The organism is Lysobacter sp. Root494 (assembly GCF_001427225.1).
In the GTDB taxonomy this organism is placed as follows: domain Bacteria; phylum Pseudomonadota; class Gammaproteobacteria; order Xanthomonadales; family Xanthomonadaceae; genus Agrilutibacter.
Map to the genome: position 1 here is coordinate 310,210 of NZ_LMFH01000001.1, position 23,857 is coordinate 334,066.

Sequence of the window (23,857 nt, forward strand, 5' to 3'; positions counted from 1 at the left end):
GAAAGCGATCCGGTCTACGAGGCGGGTTAACACCCGGAAAGGGAGGTTGGAACGGGCCGCCGGAAACGGCGACGCCGGCGCGAGGCCGGCGTCGGGTGCAGCTTGATGTGGAACCTTACCGCTTCATCGAGCTGAAGAACTCGTCGTTCGACTTGGTGGTCTTCATCTTGTCGAGCAGGAATTCCATCGCGCCGATTTCGTCCATGCCATGCAGCAGCTTGCGCAGGATCCAGATCTTCTGCAGCAGCTCCGGCTCGATCAGCAGGTCTTCGCGGCGGGTGCCCGAGCGGTTGATGTCGATCGCCGGGTAGACCCGCTTCTCGGCGATGCGACGGTTGAGATGGACTTCCGAGTTGCCGGTGCCCTTGAACTCTTCGTAGATCACCTCGTCCATCTTCGAGCCGGTGTCGATCAGCGCGGTGGCGATGATGGTCAGCGAGCCGCCTTCCTCGACGTTGCGCGCGGCGCCGAAGAAGCGCTTCGGACGATGCAGGGCATTGGCGTCGACGCCGCCCGACAGCACCTTGCCCGACGAGGGCACGACATTGTTGTAGGCGCGCGCCAGGCGGGTGATCGAGTCGAGCAGGATCACGACGTCTTTCTTGTGCTCGACCAGGCGCTTGGCCCGTTCGATCACCATTTCGGCGACCTGCACGTGGCGCGCGGCGGGTTCGTCGAACGTGGACGACACCACTTCACCGCGCACGGTGCGCTGCATTTCGGTCACTTCTTCAGGACGCTCGTCCACCAGCAGCACGATGAGGTGCACGTCCGGGTGGTTGTGGGTGATGGCCGTGGCCACCTGCTGCATCATCATTGTCTTGCCCGCCTTGGGCGGCGAGACGATCAGGGCGCGCTGGCCTTTGCCCTGCGGCGCCATCAGGTCGAGGATGCGGCCGGTGATGTCTTCGGTCGAACCGTCGGCGCGCTCGAGCTTGAACTTGCGGCGCGGAAACAGCGGGGTGAGATTCTCGAACAGGACCTTGTTCTTGGACGCTTCCAGCGGCTCCCCGTTGATCGTGTCGATCGTCGACAGCGCGAAGTAGCGTTCGCCGTCCTTGGGCCAGCGGATGCGGCCGGACAGGTGGTCGCCGGTGCGCAGGTTGAAGCGACGGATCTGGCTGGGCGAGATGTAGGTGTCGTCCGGGCCGGCCAGGTAGCTGGCTTCGTGCGAACGCAGGAAACCGAAGCCGTCGGGCAGGATTTCCAGCACGCCGTCGGCGGCGACGCCTTCGCCGTGGCGGGTCAGGACCTTCAGGACCGCGAAGATGACGTCCTGCTTGCGCGCGCGGGCGACGCCGTCGGTGATCTGCAGCTGTTCGGCGATGTCGAGCAGCTTCGGCGCAGGCATGCGCTTGAGGTCGCCGAGCGAATAGGTCGGGAAGCCTTCCGGCACCTGCGGATGGGGGCGTGGGACGAAGGTTTCGTTGCCGCCGCCCTCGTCGGGCATGCCGCCGTCGCGGTAGCGGTCGCGCTGGCGATCGCGGCGGTTGCGGAAGCGGTCGCGGCGGTTGCCACGGCCTTCGAAGCCGCCGTCGCGCTGCTGGCCATCGCCGCCGCCGTTCTGGCCTGCGGAAGCGTTGTCGCCGGAGCCGGCGGACGCGGAGTTCTGGGTGTCGCCGGAGGCCTGCGGCGCAGGTGCGGGCGCGTTGTCGCGCGGAGCCGCCGGGGGCAAGGCTGGGGCCTGTGGGCTTTGCTCGGCAGCAGTGGCCGGAGCGTCGGCCTTTACGACGCGTGCCTTGCGCACGCGCTTCTCGGCGGTTTCGCCGGAATCGGGGGTGTTATCGGACAAGCAGGGAATCCTCGCTAAGCGGCGAGCGCTCGCGTCGGGCGAGCGGGACGTCAGGGACGTGTGGTGTGAGAAGAGGGGCGCGGCGCCGGAGAAAACGGAGCGCCTGCAGAGGCGAAACTAGCACCGTGGCTGCGTGGCGGCAAGCGGGATGGCGAATCTGTTCATGTTCCCCGTTGCCCGGGGAGGCTGGACGCGGTTCGGCCGCGTCGGCGTGCACGATCCGGCAAATCGACTTCCAGCACGGGCAGGCGCCGGACATCGTATCGACAATCGGCGCACCCCAACGGACAGGAGTCCTGTTGAATATCGATTACCTCGCACTTGAAATTCCGGCTGACGCAGTCGCTTTCGCGGATGAAGCTGCTGGCAGTCGGTGGCGCCCTGATAGCCGCCTTCACCCTGCTGGTGGCTGCGAAATCGCCGGAGCGCCCGGCGCAATTCGGAATCATCGATGCGCAGCGCTCGTGGTTACGCCATCCGGCGAAGCGAAAATTGTCTTTCTCGACGCCGACGTAAAGCGCACGAAGGAAATTTCAGGGGGAAATTAGCGCCTCACGCACAGGGCGCGGACCCGCACTGAGGGCGCCAGCAATGGGACGCATCGCCTGCCCGGCGGGCGAGCATTGGCGCTCAAAGCGCCTTGTCGATCATCTGGCTGAGCTGCGCCTTGCCCACGGCACCGATCTGCTGGGAATGGATCTGGCCGTCCTTGAACAGCAGCAGCATCGGGATCGAGCGGACGTGGTACTTCATCGCGCTGGCGCGATTGTGGTCGACGTTGAGCTTCACAATCTTGGCCTTGCCGGCGTAGGTATCGGCCAGCTCGTCGAGGGCCGGTGCGATCATCTTGCAGGGGCCGCACCATTCGGCCCAGAAGTCGACGAGGACCGGCTCGGACGAGCCCAGCACGACGGCATCGAAATCGGCATCGCCGACATGCATCACTTTGTCGCTCACGCAAATCTCCTGGATGGACCCCTTCGAGGGGCGCGCCCCGGCGAATCGGCGGGGCAGGAAAATATGGATTGGAACCGTGGGTTAAACTGGGGCGTTTCGCGCAGGCTTCAAGCCCTCTGGCTGGGGCCGCGCCGACATTCGACCGGACGGTCTGGCTGAACAGATTCCTGAACCAGCAGCCCACCCAACCCGGCCCCGGCAGTCTGCGATGGCAGGCCGCCACCATGCAAGCGCGCGAGTCGCGCGAGAATGAAACACACTGATGAGTGACAAGCCTTTAACCGATATCACGTTCGATTCGTTCGAACTCCACCCGTCATTGCTGGCGGGCCTCGAAGCCGCGGGCTTCACCCGCTGCACCCCGATCCAGGCGCTGACGCTGCCGCTCGCGCTCAACGGCCGTGATGTCGCCGGCCAGGCGCAGACCGGCACCGGCAAGACCCTCGCCTTCCTCGTCGCGGTGATCAACCGCCTGCTTACGCGGCCCGCATTGGCCGACCGCAAGCCGGAAGATCCGCGCGCGCTGATCCTCGCTCCCACGCGTGAACTGGCCATCCAGATCCACAAGGATGCGGTGAAGTTCGGCAGCGAGCTCGGCCTGAAGTTCGCCCTGGTCTATGGTGGCGTCGACTACGACAAGCAGCGCGAGCTGCTGCAGAAGGGCGCCGACGTCATCATCGCCACGCCCGGCCGCCTGATCGATTACGTCAAGCAGCACAAGGTCGTGTCGCTGCACGCCTGCGAGATGTGCGTGCTCGACGAAGCCGACCGCATGTTCGACCTCGGCTTCATCAAGGACATCCGCTTCCTGCTGCGCCGCATGCCCGAGCGCACCACACGCCAGACGCTGCTGTTCTCGGCGACGCTGAGCCACCGCGTGCTTGAGCTCGCCTACGAGCACATGAACGAGCCGGAAAAGGTCGTCGTCGAAACCGAGTTCATCACTGCGGCCAAGGTGCGCCAGAAGGTGTATTTCCCGGCGGACGAGGAAAAACTGCCGCTGCTGATCGGCCTGCTCTCGCGCAGCGAAGGCGCGCGCACGATGGTGTTCGTCAACACCAAGGCGTTCGTCGAGCGCGTCGCGCGCTCGCTTGAAAAGGCGGGTTATCGTGTCGGCGTGCTGTCCGGTGACGTGCCGCAGAAGAAGCGCGAGTCGCTGCTGAAGAAGTTCCAGGCCGGCAATCTCGAGATCCTCGTCGCCACCGACGTGGCCGCGCGTGGCCTGCATATCGACGGCGTGTCGCACGTCTACAACTACGACCTGCCGTTCGATGCGGAAGACTATGTGCATCGCATCGGCCGCACTGCGCGTCTTGGCGCGGAAGGCGACGCGATCAGCTTCGCCTGTGAGCGCTACGCGATGTCGCTGCCCGACATCGAGAGTTACATCGAGCAGAAACTGCCGGTGGCGCCGGTGGAACCCGAACTGCTGATTCCACTGCCGCGTCCTCAGCGCGAAATCCCTGCGGGCGCCGCCAACGAAGGCGATGACGAATCGGAAAGCATCGGCACCATCTTCCGCGAAGCACGCGAGCAGCGAGCCGCCGACGAGCAGCGCCGCGGAGGCGGTACCCGCAGCCGTAGCGGTGGTACCCGCAGCGGCGGAAGTCGCGACGGTGGTCCGCGTCGCGAGCGCGCGCCCGGCGAAACGCGCGCACCGCGTCCGCCGCGTGGGGAGCCCGCAGCCGCGCCGCCGCAAGCAACGCCCGTAGTGCCCGCAGTCGCCGCGGATGCCGAGCGCGCGCCGCGCAAGCGCCGCCGTCGCCGTAATGGCCGGCGCATCGAAGGTGCGGAAGGCGCGACGCCGGTGGTGAAGTCGGTGAATGTCGCGGCGAAGCCGGCTGCCGGCAAGGCCGAGTCGACGAAGCCGGGTCTGTTCGCACGCATCGGCCATGGCTTGAAGAAGCTGATCACGCGCGCGCCGAGTTCGCAGCACTGACGATTGCGTCCGGGCTCGCAGCGACCAGCTGCGGGCCCGTGATCCGCGCGGCTGCCGGAGTGACGCGTCACCGCAAGAGCACGATTGACCCTTCGTGCCTGGCAGTACATGGCGACTAGCCATCCGTCCCTCGGCGGTCGATACTGCCGGCATCCGGGCTGCAAATCGCGCATCGAATGACCGTCCTGCGCTTCGACAACGTCAGCAAACGCTATTCCAGCGGTCACCACGCCCTGACCGACGTCAGTTTCGAAGTCGCCCCGGGCGAGATGCTATTCGTCACCGGCCATTCGGGCGCAGGAAAAAGCACGTTACTGAAGTTGATCCATCTCACCGAGCGTGCGAGCCGCGGCGCGGTGCTGTTTGGCGAGAGGAACCTGGCGAAGGTGCGCGGCGGACGCATCGCGCTGCATCGTCGCGATGTCGGCGTGGTCTACCAGGACCATCGCCTGTTACCTGATCGAACCGTCGCCGACAACGTCGGGCTGCCGCTGGTGCTGCGCGGCATGCGCCGCGGCGACATCGCCAGGCGCGTCCGCAGCGTGCTGGAAAAGGTGGGCCTCGCCGCACGCGCGAATGCGTTGCCGGGACAGTTGTCGGCCGGCGAGCAGCAGCGTGTCGGCATCGCCCGCGCGATCGTCGGCGAGCCGAAACTGCTCGTCGCCGATGAACCCACTGGCAACCTCGATCCCACGCTGTCGGCGGAAATCCTCGCGCTGTTCGCTTCGCTGCCCGAGCGTGGCACCAGCGTGCTGGTCGCCAGCCACGACCTCAACCTGCTCAAGCGCATGAAGAAGCGTGTGCTCGTGCTCAACGATGGCCGCCTCGTCGACGACATCTCGCCGCAGGACCTGGCCGAATGAACATCGAATCGGAAGCCATCCGTTCGCAGTCGCGTCTCGGGATGTGGTTCGACCACCACGTGTACAGCCTGGTCGCGAGCCTCGGCCGCCTGTTCCGCAGGCCATGGGCGACCGCGCTGACCGTCGGCGTGATGGCGGTGGCGCTCGCATTGCCGCTGGGCCTTTGGGCGACGCTGCAGAACATGCAGCGCTTCGCCGGCGACATGCAGCAGTCGCGCCAGGTCAGCCTGTTCCTGAAGCCGGCCGTTGCGGTCGATCGTACGAAGTCGCTCGCGGAAGAACTGAAATCGCGCCAAGACGTCGCCGCCGTCGAACTGCGCACGCCCGAACAGGGCTTGGAGGAACTACGGCGACGCGGATTCGGTGACTCGCTGGCTGCGCTCGAAAGCAATCCGCTGCCGAGTTTGCTGATCGTCACGCCGAAGCTCGATGCGCGCGCGCTCGATGGCAGCACCAACGACAGCACCGCACTTGTGCAAGCGTTGCAGGCACTGCCAGAAGCTGACGTTGTCCAGCACGATGCCGGCTGGCGCAATCGTCTCGATCAATGGCTGCGCTTCGGCGCACGGCTGGCGTGGGTGCTCGCTGCGTTGCTCGGACTGGGCGCGCTGCTTGTCGTCGGCAACACCGTGCGGGTCGACATCCAGGCGCGGCGGGAAGAAATCGGCGTGCTGCAGTTGCTGGGTGCCAGCGACGGATTCATCCGCCGTCCGTTCCTGTATCTCGGCGCGTGCTACGGCTTGTTGGCCGGCGCGCTTGCGCTCGCATTGCTGACCGGCACGGATCTCGCGCTGCGCGAGCCGCTGGCCGAACTGGCGCGCAGCTACGGCAGCCGTTTCGCGCTGCGCGGCTTCGACATCGTGCAGGCCGCGGCCATCGTGGTGGGAGCAAGCGTGCTCGGCTGGCTCGGCGCCGGCCTGGTGACCGGCCATTACCTGCGCCAGACCCGTCCGACGGAAACCTGATCGAAAAGCCGACCGGCGTCGCAGCACGGTCCGATAAACCTTGTGCCCGGCGCGTACACTCGCCGTTCGCCTTCCCGCACTGAACTCCATGCCTTCGCAGGATCTCCGCCACCTCGACAATGCCGCGCCGCGCGTGATGGTGGTCGATGGCAGCAAGCTGGTGCGCAAGATGATCGGCGATGTGCTGGTGCGCGAAGTCGCCGACGCCGAACTGGTCGCCTGCAGCAGCATCGGCGAGGCGCGCGATGCACTCGCGCGGGGCACGGTCAACCTCGTCACGACGTCGCTGGTGTTGCCCGATGGCGACGGCATCGCGCTCGCGCGCACGGTACGCGAGGCATCGGGACAGGCCTACGTTCCGATCATCGTCGTTTCCGGCAACGCGCAGGACGCGCTCGAGGCGCGACGTTTCACCGAGGACGTCACCGACTACTTCGACAAGGGCCTCGGCTACAGCGCGCTCGCCGCGTTCATCCGCGGCTACGTGCAACCCGAGCCCATTCCGGGCGCACGCATCCTGTACGTGGAAGACAGCAAGGTCGTGGCGCTGGCGACCAAGCGCATGCTCGAACGCAATGGCCTGGCGGTCGTTCATTTCGTCGGCGTCGAGGAAGCGCTCGAGTATCTCGAACAGCATCGCGGCAATGGTGACCCTGGCGCGGACCTCGTCCTCACCGACGTGTACCTCAAGGGCCAGCTGGAAGGCAGCGACCTGCTCAAGCGCATCCGCAACGACTTCGGCTACGGCAAGCGCCGCCTGCCGGTGCTGGTGATGACCGGCGATGCGAATCCGGACAACCAGAGCGAACTGCTGCGCATGGGCGCGAACGACCTCGTGCTCAAGCCCATCGAAGAGCGGCTGCTGGTAACCAAGACGTTGTTCCAGCTGCGCGTGGCGAAGATGCCGGAGCAGCGCACGCTGGATGCCTGAATGACGTGAGTCGCTGGGTTGCGCGGAACGTGGCGGCCCGGAACATCGAAGCACATTCTCGTGAATGGCGGGAGTCGCTGGTTTCCGTCAATTCAAGGCAAGAGCAAAGGCGCTGCATGACTGCCGCCGGCTGCCGAAAAGCACTTCCGTCTTCGCGGGAATGAACGATTCTCCCTGTACGCACAGGGACGCCGGCACGGCGGCTTGCCCGCAGGCCAGCGCTTCGCTCTGCCATTATCCTTCCCCCATGAACGAAACTGCCGACCGGATCAAACTCGAACCGTCGTGGAAGGCGCGCATCGGCGATTACCTGCAGCGCGAGGACATGCAGTCGCTTTCGGCCTTCCTGCGCGAACGCGGGACCAACGGCGCACGCATCTTTCCGCCGGGTCCGCAGATCTTCGCGGCGCTCGACGCGACACCGTTTGACGCAGTGAAGGTCGTGATCCTCGGGCAGGATCCGTATCACGGCTTTGGCCAGGCGCACGGGCTGTGCTTCTCCGTACAGCCTGGTACAACGGTGCCGCCGTCACTGGACAACATCTACAAGGAACTCCAGCGCGATCTCGGCATCGCACGTCCGGACCACGGTTGCCTGACGCATTGGGCCGCGCAGGGCGTGCTACTGCTCAATGCCGTGCTCACGGTGGAAGAAGGCCGCGCCGGCGCGCACCAGGGCAAGGGCTGGGAAGGATTTACCGACCGTATCGTCGAAACGCTCAATCGCGGGCGCGAGCATCTCGTCTTCATGCTTTGGGGCAGCTACGCGCAGGCCAAGGGCAAGGTGATCGATCCGCGCCGGCACCTGGTGCTAAAGGCGCCGCATCCTTCGCCCTTGTCGGCGCATCGCGGCTTCATCGGGTGCGGGCATTTCTCCGCCGCCAATCGCTATCTCGCGCAGCACGGAATGCAACCGATCGACTGGTCGCTGCCGCCGCGATCGCGGTTAGCGGCATCGACTTCGTAACGCCGCGCCTGCGCGGTGCGTTGCACTGCGGAAGCAGGAACGCACGAGCAGGCCCGGCGCTAAAAAAGCAAAGCGCCGGCCATGGCCGGCGCTCTTGCAATCCGCCGGACATGCAGCTCAGTCGAACTGCAAAGCCGCATCGCCGGAGAACGACTCCAGCGTGATCTCGCCATCGCCGTTGCCGTAGCGGTGTTCAAAGCTGGAACCCGGACCGTGCTTGGGCCGGTTGATCTGCGCATTCGGCGCGGACAGGTCGCCGCTGAAGCTCTCGCCGCGCACTTCGGCGGAGAGTCCGGCCGGCACCTGCAGGGTGATGTTGCCGCTGACGCTTTCCAGCCCGATACGACCGCCGGAAGCGAGCGCCGTGCCGATGCGCATGTCGCCCGACACTGTGTTGCCGTCGAGCTTGCGCACGCTGCTCTCGTGTCCGGCGACTTCGATGTCGCCCGAAACAGTTTCCACGTGCACCTCGCCGCCCAGGCGCCCGCGCAGGTCGACGTCGCCGCTGACGCTTTCGGTGCTCACCTTGGCGCTGTTGAGGATCAGCTTGAGGTCGCCGCTGACGCTGTCGATGTTGGCTTCGCGTGGCGCGCCCACGACGCTGACATCGCCACTGACACTGTCGATGGTGAGTTCGCCCGAAGCGATGCCGCTGACGTCGACGTCGGCGGACACCGAGTCGATTTCCAGGTCTGCCTGCAGCGGCACCATCAGGCGCAACTGCGAGGGTTCGCTCTTGTCGCTGCCGGAGAAAAATCCCAGTCCGCCGCTCTTTGGATACTTCACCTTCACCGAGAGATGGTCGGCGTCACCGACGATCTCGAGCTTTTCCACACCCTGGCCGAGGCTGCCTTCGATCTTCACCTCGTTGCGTTCCCAGGCGCGCACTTCGATGCGGCCCTTGAGGTTCTCGATGGTGAGGTGGCCGCGGGCATCGAGCGGGCGGGTTTCGTTGATCGGCGTGGCCGCCTGGGCGCTGTTGAACAGCACGGGAGCGGCGAGCAGGCCGGCAATCAGGAAGACGGGGAGTCGGGACATGGCGGGTTCTCCGGAACAGCAGCAATCGGTCGAGACGGGAAGCAATCAGGTGTAGACCACGCGCTGCGCGAGCGCGAGGCGGTGGGCATAGGTGCGCCGCAGTTGTTCGAGCAGCCGTACCGAATCGGGATCACGCGCCAGCGCAGCGCGGATGAGGGCGACGTCGCGGTCGAGCGCTTCGACCGTCGGCTTCAGACTGGCCGGTGTCGGCGCCTGCACTTCCTGCAGCGCGGCCTGGTATTGCAGGGTCAGGCCATCCGCTTCGCGCTGCACCAGCGTGGGGACCGGCGCAGTGATCTCGGTCGTACGCGCGAACCAGCCGACCGTGCCGACCGCGAGCATCAGGCTGGCCGCCAACGCGACCGGACGCAGCCAGCGTTGTGGCCTGCGAACCGGCGGCTGCGCGGCAAGCCGCGATGCAATGCCGGGCCACAGATCGTGCGAAGGCGTGGCATCCCGGCGCAGGGCACGCAGCTGCCAGCGCAGGGTGTCGGGGAGTTCGTTGTTCCGGTCTGAGGTGTTCATGCGTGAGCCTCCAGCCGTTCCCGGAGCAGATGCCGGGCACGGTGCAATTGCGCTTTCGAGCTACCGACGGCCATGCCGAGTTCGGTGGCGATTTCTTCGTGTTGCCAGCCTTCCACGTCGTACAGCACGAGGACAGCGCGGGCGCGCGGCGGCAGGCTGGCGACCGCGCGCTCCAGGTCCATCGACAGGGCGGTGCCGTGGCCGGCGGAGTCCGGCGTGCCGAGCGCCTCGAAGGCATCCTCGTCGCCGTCGTCCTGCGGCCGGCTCTTGCGGCTGCGCAGGTCCATCAGCGCGGTGTTCACGGCAAGTCGATGCAGCCACGTGCCAAATGCGGATTCGAAGCGGAACGCCGGCAGCGCCTGCCAGGCTCGGACGAAGGCGTCCTGGGTCAGGTCCTCGGCCCGCGAACCGTGGCTTCCGACCAGGCGGACGATGACGCCGTGGATCCGGCCGGCGTGGCGGCGGTACAGGGCCTCGAAGGCCGCCACCTCACCGCGGGCGGCCGCACCGACCAGGGTCCGCTCGTCGTCGGGACCCGTTTCGGGGCTGCTGTCGGTCTGGATCGGCATGACGGCGGTGAGCATAGCGATACAGATGCACGGGCGGCCGCATGCGTTTAAGGCCGTGGGGAGTGCCGTTCGCCCCTTGTCAGGATGGCCGGCGACCCCATAGAAATGAGCTGGACAAACAACTGAATCGCGCCGGCGCCGTTCCATGAATGCAACGCACCGGAACTCTTCCACCCTTTAGCAGTCCCATACCCCGACTGCTAACATGGCCGCCATGACCCAGACCCCGTCTACCGCCCTCGTCGCCAACAACCTGCCGATCCCGGTTTTCAGCGGGCTTGCCCCGATTGGTTCGCTGGAGTCGTACATCGGCGCGGTGCACCAGATCCCGGTGCTGAGCGCCGAAGACGAACAGGCACTTGCCCGCCGCTTCCGCGACGCCGAGGACCTTGATGCCGCCCGCGAGCTGGTGCATTCGCACCTGCGTTTCGTCGTCCATGTCGCCCGCGGCTACAACGGCTACGGCCTGCAGATGGGCGACCTGATCCAGGAAGGCAACATCGGCCTGATGAAGGCCGTGAAGCGCTTCGACCCGGAACAGGGCGTGCGCCTCGTGAGTTTCGCCGTGCACTGGATCCGCGCGGAGATGCACGAGTTCATCCTCAAGAACTGGCGCATCGTGAAGGTCGCCACGACCAAGGCGCAGCGCAAACTGTTCTTCAACCTGCGCAAGTCCAAGACCCGCCTGGGCTGGATGAACGCGGAGGAAGTCCGCGCCGTCGCCGCCGACCTCAACGTCTCCGAGCGTGAAGTGCTGGAGATGGAATCGCGCCTGTCCGGTCGCGACATCGGTTTCGACGCCCCGGCCGACGAGGACGACGAACACGCCCCGCCGTCGCCGGCTGCCTATCTGCGTACCGAAGCCGAAGACCCGTCGCAGATCTACGAGCGCGCGGACGACGAGGACAACCAGCTCGAACTGCTGCGCGAAGGCCTCGCCAACCTCGATGCCCGCTCGCGCGACATCGTCAGGCGTCGCTGGCTCGATGCCGACAGCAAGATCACGTTGCAGGAACTGGCCGACGAATACGGCGTCAGTGCCGAACGCATCCGCCAGATCGAGGCGAATGCGCTGAAGAAGATGAAAGCGTTGTTCGTCGCCTGATTGTTGAATCAATGCGCATGCAGACAGCCCGGGAAACCGGGCTGTTTGTATTTACGGTTTCGGTGCGCCGTGTAGTTGATCCGATTCCGCATCCGCGTCACCGCCGAGGATGATCCGCGCCGCGCGCTGGTAGCTCCAGTACGCCCACGCCCAGTTGATCAGCACGATCAGGCGGTTACGGAAGCCGATCAGGAAGAAGATGTGGATCACGAGCCAGAACCACCACGCGAGCACGCCGGAGAGTTTGAGTTTTCCGAAGTGCACGACCGCGGCCATGCGGCCAATGGTGGCGAGGTTGCCGAAGTCGCGATAGCGGAACGGCAGGGTGCGTGACGTAGCTTCCGCTGAGCTGGCTGCACTGGCTTCGTTCGCATTGCGTGCGCCATCGCGCAGGCGTGCGCGGATCACCTTCGCCACGTGCACGCCCATCTGCTTGGCCGCGGGTGCGACGCCGGGCACCGGCTTGCCGTCCTGCTGCACGCTGGCGAGGTCGCCGGCGACAAAGATCTCGGGATGGCCGGGAACGCTGAGGTCGGCCTCGACCTGCACGCGCCCGGCGCGGTCGCGCGGGGCGTCGAGCAATGCACCCAATGGCGAAGCCGCAACACCCGCCGCCCAGACCACCGTGTGCGCGCGAACGAAGCTGTCGCCGAGCGTGTAACCCTCGGCATCGATAGCGTTGACTGGCGTGCCCGTCACGACTTCGACGCCCAACTCGTCCAGCTGCGCGCGCGCCTTCGCGGACAGCGATTCGGGAAACGACGGCAACACCCGCGGTCCCGCTTCGATCAGTCGCACCTTCGCCTCGGCAGGATCGATGCGGCGGAATTCGTCGCGCAAGGTATGCCGCGCGATTTCAGCCAGGGTGCCGGCGAGTTCGACCCCGGTCGGGCCGCCACCGACCACGGCGAAGTTGAGCCATGCGGCGCGGTCCCGTGCGCTCTCCGCCGACTCGGCGCGCTCGAAGGCGAGCAGCAGGCGGCGGCGGATCGCCAGCGCGTCGTCGAGCGTCTTCAGGCCGGGCGCGTGCGGCGCCCAGTCGTCGTGGCCGAAGTAGGCGTGGGTCGCGCCGCTAGCGAGCAGGAGGAAGTCGTAGCGCAGTACCTCGCCGTCGCGCAGGGCGACCGACTTCGTGGCGGCATCGATGGCGACCACTTCGCCCATCCGTACTTCAACATTGCGTTGCCCGCGCAGGATGTGGCGCAAGGGCGCGGCGATGTCGGGCGCCGACAGGCCTGCAGTGGCGACCTGGTACAGCAGTGGCTGGAACAGATGGTGGTTGCGGCGATCGATCAGCGTGATGCGGACGTCGGCGCTTGAGAGCGCGCGCGTCGCCCACAACCCGGCGAAGCCACCGCCGACGATCACGACGTGCGGGATCGCTTTCTCACTCACGTATGCGTGCTTCCCATGTTCATGCCCTCATTGATTTCGTCACGATCGATGCGCGAGGTGGTCCGTGTATCCGGCATCCACAGATACACCAGCAGCGATATCGCGATGCAGGCGGTGACGTACCAGTAGAAGCCGCTTTCGTGGCCCGCCTGCTTGAACCACAACGCAACGTATTCGGCGGTGCCGCCGAAGATCGCGACCGTCAGCGCATACGGTAAGCCAACGCCGAGCGCGCGCACTTCGACCGGGAACAGCTCGGCCTTCACCACCGCATTGATCGCGGTGTAGAAACTGACGATGGCAAGCGCGGCAAGAATCAGCCAGAACGCCTGCATCACGTTCTGCACGTTCTGCAGCGAACCCAGGATCGGTACGGTGAGCAGCGTGCCGAGCACGCCGAAGGCGATCAACACCGGGCGCCGGCCGATGCGGTCGGACAAGGCGCCCACCAGCGGCTGCATCAGCATGTAGAGAAACAGCGTCGATGCATTCAGCGCCGACGCCGTGTGGCTGTCGAGGCCCGCGCTGTTGACCAGGAATTTGTGCATGTACGTCGTGTACGTATAGAACGCCAGCGTGCCGCCCATGGTCAGGCCGACCACGGTCAGCACGGCGCGCGGATGCTGGAACAGCGCGTGTAAAGTCCCCTGGCGCTGCTGCACCGCGTTGTCGCGTTCGCTGCGAACGAAGGTGTCTGTTTCCTGCATGTTGCGGCGTAGCCACAGCGCCGTCACCGCGGCGAACGCACCGATCGCGAACGGGATGCGCCAGCCCCACTCGCGCAGCTGCGCATCGCTGAGGAATACCTGTTGCAGCAGGATCAGCACGGCCAGCGCCAGCAGGTGCCCCATCACCAGGGTGACGTACTGGAAACTCGACCAGAAGCCGCGATGCTCCGGTGTTGCCATTTCGCTCAGGTATGTCGCCGATGTGCCGTATTCGCCGCCGACGCTCAATCCCTGCAGCAGCCTCGCGAGCACCAGCAGCGCCGGTGCCGCCACGCCGATCGTGGCGTAGCCCGGCGTGAACGTGATGATCAGCGAGCCCGCGCACATCATCAGCACCGATAACATCAGCGCGCGGCGGCGGCCGTGGCGATCGGCGTAGCGCCCGAGCAGCCAGCCGCCGAGCGGACGCATGAGGAAGCCGACGGCGAAGATCGCCGCGGTATTCAGCAGTTGTGAGGTCCGGTCGCCACTGGGAAAGAACGCCTGCGCGAAGTACAGCGAAAACGCGGCGTAGACATACCAGTCGTACCACTCGACCAGGTTGCCGACCGAGCCCGAGAAGATGCTGCGCAGCCGGCCTGCGGGCGTGAGCGGCTCAGACCTCATGGGCGAAGGCCGATCACATCTGCGACGCGAGCAACTGCTCGAGCTTCACCTGGTCGGCGGCGAAGCGACGGATACCGTCGGCGAGTTTTTCCGTCGCCATCGCGTCCTCGTTGTGCTGCCAGCGAAATGCGGCTTCGTCGAGTTTCGCGGGCGGAGCACCGCGCTTGCCATCGTCCGCCAGTGCGCGCGGCACCTCGCCTTCGCTTGCATCGAGCGCGCCGAGCAGGTCGGGCGAGATCGTCAGGCGATCGCACCCGGCAAGCGCCAGCACCTGCGCGGTGTTGCGGAAGCTGGCGCCCATGACCACGGTGTCGTAGCCATGCTGCTTGTAGTAGTTCCAGATGCGCGTGACCGACACGACGCCCGGATCGTCCTGCGGCGTGGCCGGCGGCGGCGCGCCCTGTGCGATGTACCAGTCGAAGATGCGGCCGACGAAGGGCGAGATCAGGAACACACCGGCTTCCGCGCATGCCACCGCCTGGGCGAACGAGAACAGCAGCGTGAGGTTGCAGTGGATGCCTTCGCGCTCGAGCTCCTCGGCGGCGCGGATGCCTTCCCAACTGGAGGCGATCTTGATCAGCAGGCGGTCGCGGCCGATGCCCGCGGCTTCGTACAGGCCGACGATCTTGCGGGCCTGCGCGAGCGTGGCGGTGGTGTCGAAGCTGTGGCGCGCATCGCATTCGGTGGAGACGCGGCCGGGAATGAGCTTGAGGATCTCGCCGCCGATCGCCACGGCGAGGCGGTCGCCGGCGTCGGCGATACGCGCGGATGTGTCTTCGCCCGTGGCCTTCGCGATCACGGCATCGATCAGCGGCGCGTACGCCGGCAGCGAGGCTGCTTTCAGCAACAGCGACGGATTGGTCGTCGCATCGAGTGGGCGGAAGCGGGCGATGGCTTGGATGTCGCCGGTGTCGGCGACGACGGCGGAAAGGGCGCGCAGTTGTTCGAGTTGGCTGGTCATGGAGCGATTGTGCCGTGAAGCGGGTGCCCGCGGCCACGCTGGCCAAGGGCTTATGCCCCAGCGCTATCAGCGGATACGCATGGTTCTGCGAGCGCGACGCTAGTACAGGTCGACCGGATCCACATCCAGCGACCACCGAACCCGACGCGCTTCCGGTGCTGCATGGATCGTAGGCAACGCGGCATCGAGTGCGGCGTGCAGCGTGCGGCGCTCCGGCGACGACAGCAGCAGCTGCGCGCGCTGGAAGCCGGCGCGGCGCGGCATCGGAGCCGGCAGCGGACCGTGCAGTTCGAGCTGCGCGCCGCTGTCGCGCAGCGCGGCTTTCGCCACGTGCAAGAACGCGTGCGTGGCTTCGAGCTGCCTGGCTTCCGCACGCAGCAACGCCAGGTGCGCGAACGGCGGGAAGCCCGCGGCTTCGCGTTGCGCAAGCTCCGCATCGGCGAAGGCGTGGTAGCCGCCGTTCAACAGCGTTTCCAGCAACGGATGCTGCGGATGGTGCGTCTGCAACAGCACTTCGCCCGGACGAGCGGCGCGTCCGGCGCGTCCGGCAACCTGGATCAGCAGCTGCGCGAGCTTTTCCGGCGCGCGGAAGTCGGCGCTGAACAGTCCTTCGTCGACGCCCACCACGGCGACGAGGGTGAGGTTCGGCAGGTCATGGCCCTTGGCCAGCATCTGCGTGCCGATGAGGATCCCGGGCGCGTCGCCGAAATCGCGCAGCAGGTTCTCCAGCGCATCGCGGCGCTGCGTGGTGCCGCGGTCGATGCGCAGCACCGGGAAATCCGGAAACCGCTTCGACAGTGCTTCCTCGATGCGCTCGGTGCCCGCGCCCTGCGACTGCAACGCAAGGCCGCCGCAATCCGGGCAGGCGTCCGGTGCGGGTCGCCGCGCACCGCAGTGATGGCACTGCAGGCGGCGCCCGCCGGCGTGCACGGTCATCGAAGCGTCGCAGCGCGTGCACTGCGCGCTCCAGCCGCAGTCATGGCACAGCAGCACTGGCGCGTAACCGCGGCGGTTCTTGAACACGAGCGCCTGGGATCCGCTGCGCAGCGTCGCGGCGATCGCTTCGAACAGCTCCGGCGACATGCCCGCATCGAGCGGCCGCTTGCGCACATCGGTCACGCGCACGCGCGGCGGCCGCGCCTCACCGGCGCGCACGTGCAGGCGCAGGTGCGTGTAGCGGCCCGTTCGTGCGTTGCGTAATGATTCCAGCGAGGGGGTAGCGCTGCCGAGCACGATCGGAATATCGAGCGCTTTCGCCCGCACCAGCGCGAAATCGCGCGCGTGGTAACGGATCCCGTCGAGCTGCTTGAAGCTGCCGTCGTGTTCTTCGTCGATGACGATCAGGCCGGCGTTGGGCAACGGCAGGAACGCGGCCGAACGCGTGCCGACGATCACGCGCGCCTCGCCGCGCACGCACGCCGCCCAAGTGCGTGCACGCTCGCCGTCGCCCAGGCCGGAATGCAGCGCGTGCACCGCGATGCCGAGACGTTCGCGAAAGCGCTTGAGCGTCTGCGGCGTGAGGCCGATTTCCGGCACCAGCACCAGCGCTTGCCGGCCACGCGCGAGGCAATCGGCGATCGCGTGCAGGTAGACCTCGGTCTTGCCGCTGCCGGTGACGCCATCGAGCAGGAACGATGCGAAGCCGTCGCGGGCGGCGAGCAGGGCTTCGGCGGCGGCTTGCTGTTCCGGATTGAGCGGGGGACCTGTGTTGACGCCGGTTCCAGAGGCAGTGGCACCGCGCCGACGCGGCGGTACGAGCGCGTTGGGCTCGATCGCGAAGCGCGCGGCCAATTCGCGTTTCGCCAACGCACGCGCGGCGGCGCGCCAGTCGTCGAGCTGGTCGGCCAGCGCGTCTTCGTCCTGGTCCGAGCCGGCCAGCAGCTTCGCCAGCCGCCGCGGTTTGCCGCGCAGCCGTGGCACGGCGGTGCGGCCGGCGTCGGTCAGCCGCCAGCCCCAGGCGTGTGTGTCCGCCAGCGGTTCGCCTTGGCGCAGTGGGCCGGGCAATGCGGTGGCGAAGACCTCGCCGAGCGGCGCGTGGGTGTAGCGGGCGAGCCAGCGGAGCGACTCCAGCAGCTCGCCGTGGAACAGCGGCTGCGTGTCCAGGCGCTCGCCGGTCTTGAGCTCCGGCGTGCCGGCTTCTGGCGTACCGATCGCGGCGACAACACCGATGAGCTCGCGCGAGCCGAACGGCACCCGCACCCGGCAACCGATGTCGGCCTTATCCGCGACCCCATCTGCCGGCCGGTAATCGAACAGGCGTGGCAACGGGACCGGCAGGGCCACGTTCCACACCGTCGCGATGGTGGTTTCAGTGGACATCGGGCCGCTGGCAGTCGGCGGAAAACGCATGGAAACAGAAATGCGTCGCCACGCCAGAGACGGATTCAGATTTGGCGCGCAAACACGCCTGCGAGAGGGGTTGGAAGTTGCGCGTCATTCCTCTCATAACCATGACGTAGATCACGCAACTATCGGAAGCAAAAGGGGATTCGGGTTTATCCACACGAGTTGTGGATAAGTCTGTGGAAGCACACGGGCAAGATGCGCGCAAACCCGTAAACACAAGCCCCCTACACAGGTTGGTGAAAAAAGTGCCAACGCGACTATATCCTTCAAAATCAAAAAGTTAGGCGTGAAACAGTCCCATCACGCATCCTGGCCGCAGCCCCGGATTGACCCATGTGACGCGCGCGTTACTGCTGTGCACAACTGATTTGCGCGCAACCCGCGCCACGCCTCGGAGAGCGCCAAATCGGACGGTGTCAAGCCAGTGTTTTACCCGTTCAGGACGAGGCCGGTCCGGGGTAGGGAAGCTGGGCCGAAGCGGGCTCAGTTCGGCCCCGCCAGGACCCGCCGCGAAGCGGTGAACCGGGTGCCGAATCGTGCCACGCCTTCCGCGCGCAGCCGGGGGGCATGTTCGGCCAGATAGCGGCCCAATGCATCCGGGCCGGTGAGGCGGTACTGCACGCACAGGCTGGCCCGTCCGGGCGCGGGCGGCGGATCGGTGACTTCCAGGACCTGCGCGCCGAGAAAACCGGGCAGGGCGCAGATTTCGACGACATGGGCATCGAGCCAGGCCAGGTACTCGGTGCGGATCGCCGCTTCGAGGTCGATGTTGACCTCGTAGACCACGGTGCCCTTGGTCGCGCTCACGACGACAGCCCCGACACCATGGCGAACGCCACCACGAACAGCACCAGCACCATATAGATGGACCCGATGACCACGTAGCGCAGGGTGGTGACCAGCCAGTGGTCGCGGTAGACGCGGTGTTGCATCACCCACAGGTAGATCGGCACCCACATCCACAGCAGCGCGCTGAGCAGCGAGGTGAGCACCGCGACCCAGTTGGCGGAGAACGCGTCCTTCACCGCGTTGAGCAGGAACAGCGCCAGCAGGAACACCAACAGCCACGCATGGCTGTAGAGCGCGACGACGACGTGTTCCAGGTAACGGCGGCCGGAGCCGAGATAAAACACCTTCAGCAGCAGGGCGAACACCGGCATCAACAGGAACAGTGCGGTCGGCACCGCGCCGAGAAACGCTTCGATGAACCTGTTCGGGTCGCCATCCATCTGTTCGATGTTGTTCTTGGCGCGTCCGATCTTGTGGTTGATCCAGCGATTGGCGAATCCCGGGAGGAACGACACCTCGACCGGATTGGTTTTCTCGTCCCACTCGCGATCGTTGAAGCGCCAGCGGGTATCGTCGTCGTCCTGTGTTTTCGTTTCCTTTTCCTTCGCGTTGACGGAAGTGGGCGCGGTGGCAGCGCCGCTGCCCTGGCCGTCCGAAGCTTCGGTCCTGGCGGCTTCTGCCACGCCGTCGGTTCTTGCAGCGGCGGCGCCGTTGTCCCGGCCCTCCGATGCTTTCGTCTTCCCGCTATCCGCAGCCTTGGCGGAAGACTTCCCCTCGGCGCGGTCCTTCGCGATTTCCTCCAGTTCGGCGATGCGGTTGGCCGCGGCGCCCTCAATGGCCACGCGCGTGGCGACCAGCGCGGGGTTCACGCCCGGGGTCCGGGCCGCCTTCTTTTCATCGACCGAGAGTTTCGCCAGCAGCCGGCTTTCGATCTGCTTCACTTCGGCGATGGTCTGCGCCTTTTCGAGGGCCGCGCCGCCTTCGCCGCCGAAATGGATCGGCGCCTGGTCCACGTGCACCACCAGCTTGCCGATGAAGAACGTGAGCAGGCTCAGGATCACGAACAGGCGGATCGGCGCGATGTAGCGAACGCGTTGCCCGGCGAGGTAGTTGAGCGTGACGCGGCCCGGCACCATCAGGTCGCGCAGGGTGCGGAACACGCGCCCATCGAGATGCCAGAACGATTCCAGCACTTCCTCTACTGCATGGCCGAAGTGCCGTGTCGGGTTGTGCATCGACTGGCCGCAGACGTAGCAGTAGTGGCCCTGCAACGGCGTTCCGCAGTTTTCGCACTTGGCTGGTAGGTGTTGCTCGTCCTTGCCACTCATGCCCCGCTCTCCACAAGCCAGCTCCCCGTGCCGTCATCCGGCGTAAACAGGCGGCTAAGATAGCGAGCCGTCGTGACCTAGCGCCAGCGCGCAACACGGGTCCATGGCTCTAGCCGCATTCCAATGGTTTGACACCGGCCGCGACACAACTCGCATTCTGTGTGGTTGATGCCGCCCTGGCGGCCGGCCCGACTCGCACGTCGGGTCGTTGGTGCGGCGCGTGCCGCCGATAATCTTCAAGTCACTAGTGTTTGATGACATGGCAAGGTGTTGAAACAGCCACGTTGCCACGTCGCATGGAGTTCCAGTCCCATCCCCATGAGCATCGAATCCACCCTGCCGGCCACGCCGCGCTTCGCCAGCGAAGTGCGCACCACTGCCGTGCTCGCCGCGCCGCTGGTGGCCGGGCATGTGTCCACCGGCATGATCGGTTTCGTCGACAGCGTGATCGCCGGTCACCATGGCACGGCGACGCTCGCGTCCGTTGCGGTCGGCACCGCGCTGTTCTGGCTGCCGATGATGATCCCGATGGGTACGCTGATGTCGCTGCCGCCGGCGGTGTCGCAGCTCGATGGCGCGGGCCGCCGGCACGAAGTCGGCGCCTTGTTCCGCCAGGGCCTGTGGCTTGCCGCGATGCTGGGCGTGCTGCTGTTCGGCTTCCTCACGCTGCTCGTGCTCGCGCTGGAGCCGATGGGGATCGCGCCGGAAATCCGCCCGGGCGCCGAGGCCTTCCTGCATGGCATTCGCTGGGGCGTGCCCGGACTGACGCTGTACCTGACGATGCGCTACCTCAGCGACGGCCTGCACTGGACGCTGCCGACGATGCTGCTCGGCTTCGGCGGATTGCTGGTGCTGGTGCCGCTCGGTTATGCCTTCACCTATGGCATCGGTGGCCTGCCGGAGATGGGCGCGGGCGGCCTCGGCATCGCCTCCGCGATCATGATGTGGGCGCAGGCGCTCGCCTTCGCGCTCTACCTGTGGCGCGCGAAACGCTTCGCCGACCTCGGCCTGTTCGCGCACTTCGATCGTCCGCATGGACCGACCCTGCGCACCCTGCTGCGCACGGGCCTGCCGATCGGCGTGACCGTGACGATGGAAGGCGGCCTCTTCATCGCCACCGCGTTGCTGATCGGCCGTCTCGGCGAGGTACCTGCGGCCGCGCACCAGATCGCGATCAACATCTCCGCGCTGTGCTTCATGGTGCCCATGGGGATCGCCGAGGCGACGACGGTGCGCATCGGCCATGCGCTCGGACGCGACGACGGCCAGGCACTGCGCCGCGCGGCGCTCGCCGGTTACACGATCGTGCTCGCGACACAGGCGCTGTCTGCCGTGGTGCTGCTGGCGGGCAACGAATTCGTGGTCGGCTTCTACACCGCCGATGCGGCGGTGGCATCGCTGGCCGCATCGCTGCTGCTGTATGCCGCCGCGTTCCAGTTTCCCGATGGCGTGCAGGTGCTGTCGGCGGGCGCGCTGCGGGGGCTCCGGGACACGCGCGTGCCGATGGTGCTCGCCGCGCTGGCGTACTGGGGCATCGGCATGCCGGTCGGGGCGGGCCTGGGACTCGGATTGGGCTGGGGGCCGCGCGGCATGTGGGTCGGACTGATCTGCGGCCTGACGGTGGCGGCACTGCTGTTGTGCACGCGGTTCTGGCGATCGAGCCGCAAGCTTGCTCCTCCGTAGAGCTGAACTCGTTCCTCCCAACCCCCTGAGTCAGGCGCGAATGGGGTTGCAGCGCGTAGCGGGGTCCGAGGTTTGCGCCGCAAACTTTGGGGTTTCGCCGCCTGGGGAACGCCGCGGCCACGCCGGCTCCACCGGCATGAGGTCAGGATGACCTGTGGCGGGTGAAACCGCCGCACCGGGCAGGTACCCTGCCGGTATCGTTCTGGAGTCAAGTACATGAATAGTGTTTCGCGTCGCGGCCCCATTGCCGAATTCTTCGTCGGCCTGTGGGGCGTGATGAATTTCACCCGCCGGCTGATTCTCAACATCCTGTTCTTCGGCCTGTTGCTGCTGTTCGTGGTGCTGCTGCTCGCGATCGCCGGCGCCGGCGGCACCAAGCCGCTGCAGGACAACACCGCGCTGGTGATCGAGCCAACTGGCCCGCTCGTCGAGCAGTTTTCCTCCGATCCTGCCCAGCGCGCCTTCAAGCACGCGATCGGCGATCGCGATGGCGACGAGATCCAGTTGCGCGACGTGCTGCGCGTGCTCGATGCCGCGAAGGACGACAAACGCATCGAGCGCGTCGTGCTCAAGCTCGATCGCCTGCAGGGCAGCGGCATGGCCTCGCTGCGCGAAGTCGCCGCCGCCATCGCGCGGGTGAAGGCGAGCGGCAAGGAAGTGGTCGCGTACGGCGAGATGCTCGACCAGAAGCAGTACCTGCTTGCTGCGCAGGCCAGCGAGGTCTACCTCGACCCGATGGGCGGCATGCTGCTCGAAGGCCTCGGCCGCTATCGCAGCTATTACCGCGAAGGCCTGCAGGACAAGCTCGGTGTCGACGTGCACCTGTTCAAGGTCGGCGAATACAAGTCCGCCGCCGAGCCTTACGTGCTCGACGCCGCTTCGCCCGAAGCGAAGGAAGCCGACCTGTTCTGGATGAACGACGTGTGGCAGCGGTATCTCGCCGACGTCGCAAAGGCGCGCAAGCTCGATCCGGCCAAGGTCGCCGAAGGCATCGACCAGTTGCCCGCCGGCATCGCCGCCGCGCAGGGCGACATCGCGAAGTACGCGTTGCAGCAGAAGCTCGTCGACGGCCTGAAGACGGCCGAGGAAGTTGGCGACATGCTTGCGGAACGCGGCGCCGGCGACAACGACGCGGAAGACGGCTATCGCCAGGTGTCGTTCGACGATTACCTCGGGCACGTCAACAGCCGCGCCAACCCGGTCGATCCGCGGCCGCAGGTCGCCGTGGTCGTGGCCGAGGGCGAGATCGCCGGCGGCGAACAGCCGCCTGGACAGATCGGCGGCGAATCCACCGCCGAGCTGCTGCGCGACGCGCGCGAGGACGACCACGTCAAGGCACTGGTGCTGCGCGTCGATTCGCCCGGTGGTGAGGTTTTCGCCAGCGAGCAGATCCGCCGCGAAGTGGCCGCGCTCAAGAAGGCCGGCAAGCCGGTGGTCGTGTCGATGGGTGACCTCGCCGCATCGGGCGGCTACTGGATCTCGATGAATGCCGACAAGATCTACGCGGACGAATCGACCATCACGGGTTCGATCGGCATCTTCGGCCTGATCCCGACGTTCCCGCGCGCGCTGGACAAGATCGGCGTGCACAGCGACGGCGTGGGCACGACGAAGTTCGCCGGCGCATTCGATGTCACCCGTCCGTTGCAGCCTGAAGTGGGACAGGTGATCCAGACGGTCATCGACAAGGGCTACCGCGACTTCACCGGCCGCGTCGCGGCCGCGCGCAAGCGCAGCGTCGAGCAGATCGACGAAGTCGCGCGCGGCCGCGTGTGGAGCGGTGCGCAGGCGAAGGAACGTGGCCTGGTCGATGGCTTCGGCGGCCTGCAGGTCGCGATCGACGACGTTGCGCAGCGCGCCAAGCTCGGCAAGCCGGGCAGCTACCGCGTGCGTTACATCGAGAAGGAAGCGCCGCCGTTCTCGCAGTTCTTCTCCAGCTTCGCCGAGAGCCGCATCGGCGCGTACTGGCTGCAGAAGTCGGACTTCATGCAAGGTGTCGCGCAGGTGCTGCTGCCGCACGCGATGCCGCAAGCCGCGCAGGACCTGCGCTTCCTGCAGAGCGCGATCCAGCCTACGCGCGGCGTGCCGGTGAAGTCGCTGGCGTATTGCTTCTGCGGGTTGTGACGCTCTGCTGTGAATAAAAAAAGCCCGGCATTTGCCGGGCTTTTTGTTTCCTTCTCCCCGCTTGCGGGGAGAAGATGCCCAGGGGCGGATGAGGGCGCTTCAGCCGTTGCCTTTTGCTTCTGCTGTGATTGCAACAAAAAGCCCCGGCATCGCCGGGCTTTTTCTATCCTTACCCCACGTACGCGAGGAGAAGGTGCCCGAAGGGCGGATGAGGGGCGCTTCTGCCGTTGCCTTTGCACTGCGCGC

20 protein-coding genes are annotated in these 23,857 nt (G+C 66.5%); 9 read left to right on the top strand and 11 right to left on the bottom strand.

The window, feature by feature from the left end:
• Positions 1 to 115: 115 nt before the first annotated feature.
• Entirely contained in the window at positions 116 to 1,792 is a 1,677-nt protein-coding gene (gene rho, locus ASD14_RS01255; protein ID WP_056127724.1) for a transcription termination factor Rho, read from the bottom strand.
• 321 nt (positions 1,793 to 2,113) lie between these two features.
• Between rho and ASD14_RS15860 the strand changes: the two genes are divergently transcribed.
• Positions 2,114 to 2,308: a hypothetical protein gene (locus ASD14_RS15860; RefSeq protein ID WP_157474948.1), complete on the top strand. Its 195-nt coding sequence runs from the start codon at positions 2,114 to 2,116 to the stop codon at positions 2,306 to 2,308.
• Positions 2,309 to 2,422: 114 nt separating this feature from the next.
• Here ASD14_RS15860 and trxA read toward each other — a convergent pair whose 3' ends face one another.
• Positions 2,423 to 2,749 (bottom strand): thioredoxin, encoded by a 327-nt coding sequence (gene trxA, locus ASD14_RS01260; protein ID WP_056127726.1) that lies wholly within the window; start codon positions 2,747 to 2,749, stop codon positions 2,423 to 2,425.
• A 262-nt stretch (positions 2,750 to 3,011) separates the two neighbouring features.
• Here trxA and rhlB point away from each other — a divergent pair, with 262 nt between their 5' ends.
• From rhlB to ung, 5 genes are all read left to right on the top strand, one after another.
• A complete protein-coding gene (gene rhlB / locus ASD14_RS01265; protein ID WP_056127728.1) occupies positions 3,012 to 4,688 on the top strand; it encodes an ATP-dependent RNA helicase RhlB in 1,677 nt (558 codons plus the stop codon).
• 176 nt (positions 4,689 to 4,864) lie between these two features.
• Entirely contained in the window at positions 4,865 to 5,551 is a 687-nt protein-coding gene (ftsE, locus tag ASD14_RS01270) for a cell division ATP-binding protein FtsE (protein WP_056127731.1), read from the top strand.
• A complete protein-coding gene (ftsX, locus tag ASD14_RS01275) occupies positions 5,548 to 6,516 on the top strand; it encodes a permease-like cell division protein FtsX (protein WP_056127734.1) in 969 nt (322 codons plus the stop codon). Before ftsE ends, ftsX begins: the two co-directional genes overlap by 4 nt.
• Before the next feature lie 88 nt (positions 6,517 to 6,604).
• Positions 6,605 to 7,447, top strand: a complete 843-nt coding sequence (locus ASD14_RS01280) for a response regulator (RefSeq protein WP_056127736.1) — start codon at positions 6,605 to 6,607, stop codon at positions 7,445 to 7,447.
• 247 nt (positions 7,448 to 7,694) lie between these two features.
• Positions 7,695 to 8,414, top strand: coding sequence for a uracil-DNA glycosylase (gene ung / locus ASD14_RS01285; protein ID WP_056127739.1), 720 nt, complete (start codon positions 7,695 to 7,697; stop codon positions 8,412 to 8,414).
• A 117-nt stretch (positions 8,415 to 8,531) separates the two neighbouring features.
• Here the strand turns inward: ung and ASD14_RS01290 are convergent, their stop codons facing one another.
• Genes ASD14_RS01290 through ASD14_RS01300 form a run of 3 tightly spaced genes read right to left on the bottom strand, consistent with a single transcriptional unit; the run spans position 8,532 to position 10,546 of the window.
• On the bottom strand, positions 8,532 to 9,452 hold the full coding sequence (locus ASD14_RS01290; RefSeq protein WP_056127742.1) for a DUF4097 family beta strand repeat-containing protein: 921 nt from the start codon (positions 9,450 to 9,452) through the stop codon (positions 8,532 to 8,534).
• A 45-nt stretch (positions 9,453 to 9,497) separates the two neighbouring features.
• Entirely contained in the window at positions 9,498 to 9,977 is a 480-nt protein-coding gene (locus tag ASD14_RS01295) for a hypothetical protein (protein ID WP_056127744.1), read from the bottom strand.
• A complete protein-coding gene (locus tag ASD14_RS01300; RefSeq protein WP_056128827.1) occupies positions 9,974 to 10,546 on the bottom strand; it encodes a sigma-70 family RNA polymerase sigma factor in 573 nt (190 codons plus the stop codon). The genes ASD14_RS01295 and ASD14_RS01300 overlap by 4 nt, the downstream gene beginning before the upstream one ends.
• A gap of 214 nt (positions 10,547 to 10,760) precedes the next feature.
• On the opposite strand from ASD14_RS01300, the gene rpoH reads away from it, so the two are divergent.
• A complete protein-coding gene (gene rpoH, locus ASD14_RS01305) occupies positions 10,761 to 11,651 on the top strand; it encodes an RNA polymerase sigma factor RpoH (protein WP_056128830.1) in 891 nt (296 codons plus the stop codon).
• Between the two features lie 51 nt (positions 11,652 to 11,702).
• Here rpoH and ASD14_RS01310 read toward each other — a convergent pair whose 3' ends face one another.
• The 6 genes from ASD14_RS01310 to ASD14_RS01335 all read right to left on the bottom strand — a co-directional run bounded on the left by ASD14_RS01310 (position 11,703) and on the right by ASD14_RS01335 (position 19,804).
• Positions 11,703 to 13,046, bottom strand: coding sequence for an NAD(P)/FAD-dependent oxidoreductase (locus ASD14_RS01310; protein WP_056127747.1), 1,344 nt, complete (start codon positions 13,044 to 13,046; stop codon positions 11,703 to 11,705).
• Positions 13,043 to 14,380, bottom strand: coding sequence for an MFS transporter (locus ASD14_RS01315; protein ID WP_056127750.1), 1,338 nt, complete (start codon positions 14,378 to 14,380; stop codon positions 13,043 to 13,045). Before ASD14_RS01315 ends, ASD14_RS01310 begins: the two co-directional genes overlap by 4 nt.
• Positions 14,381 to 14,393: 13 nt before the next feature.
• The gene (gene tal, locus ASD14_RS01320; RefSeq protein ID WP_056127752.1) at positions 14,394 to 15,341 is read right to left on the bottom strand and encodes a transaldolase; all 948 of its coding nucleotides are present in this window, start codon (positions 15,339 to 15,341) and stop codon (positions 14,394 to 14,396) included.
• A 99-nt stretch (positions 15,342 to 15,440) separates the two neighbouring features.
• On the bottom strand, positions 15,441 to 17,660 hold the full coding sequence (locus ASD14_RS01325) for a primosomal protein N' (RefSeq protein ID WP_056128833.1): 2,220 nt from the start codon (positions 17,658 to 17,660) through the stop codon (positions 15,441 to 15,443).
• Positions 17,661 to 18,170: 510 nt separating this feature from the next.
• Positions 18,171 to 18,494 carry a DUF4286 family protein gene (locus ASD14_RS16180; protein WP_056127755.1) on the bottom strand — a complete coding sequence of 108 codons (324 nt, stop codon included), beginning with the start codon at positions 18,492 to 18,494 and terminating at the stop codon, positions 18,171 to 18,173.
• Positions 18,491 to 19,804, bottom strand: a complete 1,314-nt coding sequence (locus ASD14_RS01335; protein WP_056127758.1) for a DUF3667 domain-containing protein — start codon at positions 19,802 to 19,804, stop codon at positions 18,491 to 18,493. The genes ASD14_RS16180 and ASD14_RS01335 overlap by 4 nt, the downstream gene beginning before the upstream one ends.
• A gap of 318 nt (positions 19,805 to 20,122) precedes the next feature.
• Here ASD14_RS01335 and ASD14_RS01340 point away from each other — a divergent pair, with 318 nt between their 5' ends.
• Both ASD14_RS01340 and sppA read left to right on the top strand, forming a co-directional pair.
• The gene (locus tag ASD14_RS01340) at positions 20,123 to 21,487 is read left to right on the top strand and encodes an MATE family efflux transporter (protein ID WP_056127761.1); all 1,365 of its coding nucleotides are present in this window, start codon (positions 20,123 to 20,125) and stop codon (positions 21,485 to 21,487) included.
• Positions 21,488 to 21,703: 216 nt separating this feature from the next.
• Entirely contained in the window at positions 21,704 to 23,611 is a 1,908-nt protein-coding gene (gene sppA / locus ASD14_RS01345; RefSeq protein ID WP_056127765.1) for a signal peptide peptidase SppA, read from the top strand.
• The last annotated feature ends 246 nt before the right edge of the window (positions 23,612 to 23,857 follow it).

Excerpts from the sequence above, each read along its gene's own strand:
- rhlB (WP_056127728.1), top strand. The coding sequence starts at position 3,012 with ATGAGTGACAAGCCTTTAACCGATATCACGTTCGATTCGTTCGAACTC.
- ftsE (WP_056127731.1), top strand. The coding sequence starts at position 4,865 with ATGACCGTCCTGCGCTTCGACAACGTCAGCAAACGCTATTCCAGCGGT.
- ftsX (WP_056127734.1), top strand. The coding sequence starts at position 5,548 with ATGAACATCGAATCGGAAGCCATCCGTTCGCAGTCGCGTCTCGGGATG.
- ASD14_RS01280 (WP_056127736.1), top strand. The coding sequence starts at position 6,605 with ATGCCTTCGCAGGATCTCCGCCACCTCGACAATGCCGCGCCGCGCGTG.
- ung (WP_056127739.1), top strand. The coding sequence starts at position 7,695 with ATGAACGAAACTGCCGACCGGATCAAACTCGAACCGTCGTGGAAGGCG.
- ASD14_RS01290 (WP_056127742.1), bottom strand. The coding sequence starts at position 9,452 with ATGTCCCGACTCCCCGTCTTCCTGATTGCCGGCCTGCTCGCCGCTCCC.
- ASD14_RS01295 (WP_056127744.1), bottom strand. The coding sequence starts at position 9,977 with ATGAACACCTCAGACCGGAACAACGAACTCCCCGACACCCTGCGCTGG.
- ASD14_RS01300 (WP_056128827.1), bottom strand. The coding sequence starts at position 10,546 with ATGCCGATCCAGACCGACAGCAGCCCCGAAACGGGTCCCGACGACGAG.
- rpoH (WP_056128830.1), top strand. The coding sequence starts at position 10,761 with ATGACCCAGACCCCGTCTACCGCCCTCGTCGCCAACAACCTGCCGATC.
- ASD14_RS01315 (WP_056127750.1), bottom strand. The coding sequence starts at position 14,380 with ATGAGGTCTGAGCCGCTCACGCCCGCAGGCCGGCTGCGCAGCATCTTC.
- tal (WP_056127752.1), bottom strand. The coding sequence starts at position 15,341 with ATGACCAGCCAACTCGAACAACTGCGCGCCCTTTCCGCCGTCGTCGCC.
- ASD14_RS01325 (WP_056128833.1), bottom strand. The coding sequence starts at position 17,660 with ATGTCCACTGAAACCACCATCGCGACGGTGTGGAACGTGGCCCTGCCG.
- ASD14_RS01335 (WP_056127758.1), bottom strand. The coding sequence starts at position 19,804 with ATGAGTGGCAAGGACGAGCAACACCTACCAGCCAAGTGCGAAAACTGC.
- ASD14_RS01340 (WP_056127761.1), top strand. The coding sequence starts at position 20,123 with ATGAGCATCGAATCCACCCTGCCGGCCACGCCGCGCTTCGCCAGCGAA.
- sppA (WP_056127765.1), top strand. The coding sequence starts at position 21,704 with ATGAATAGTGTTTCGCGTCGCGGCCCCATTGCCGAATTCTTCGTCGGC.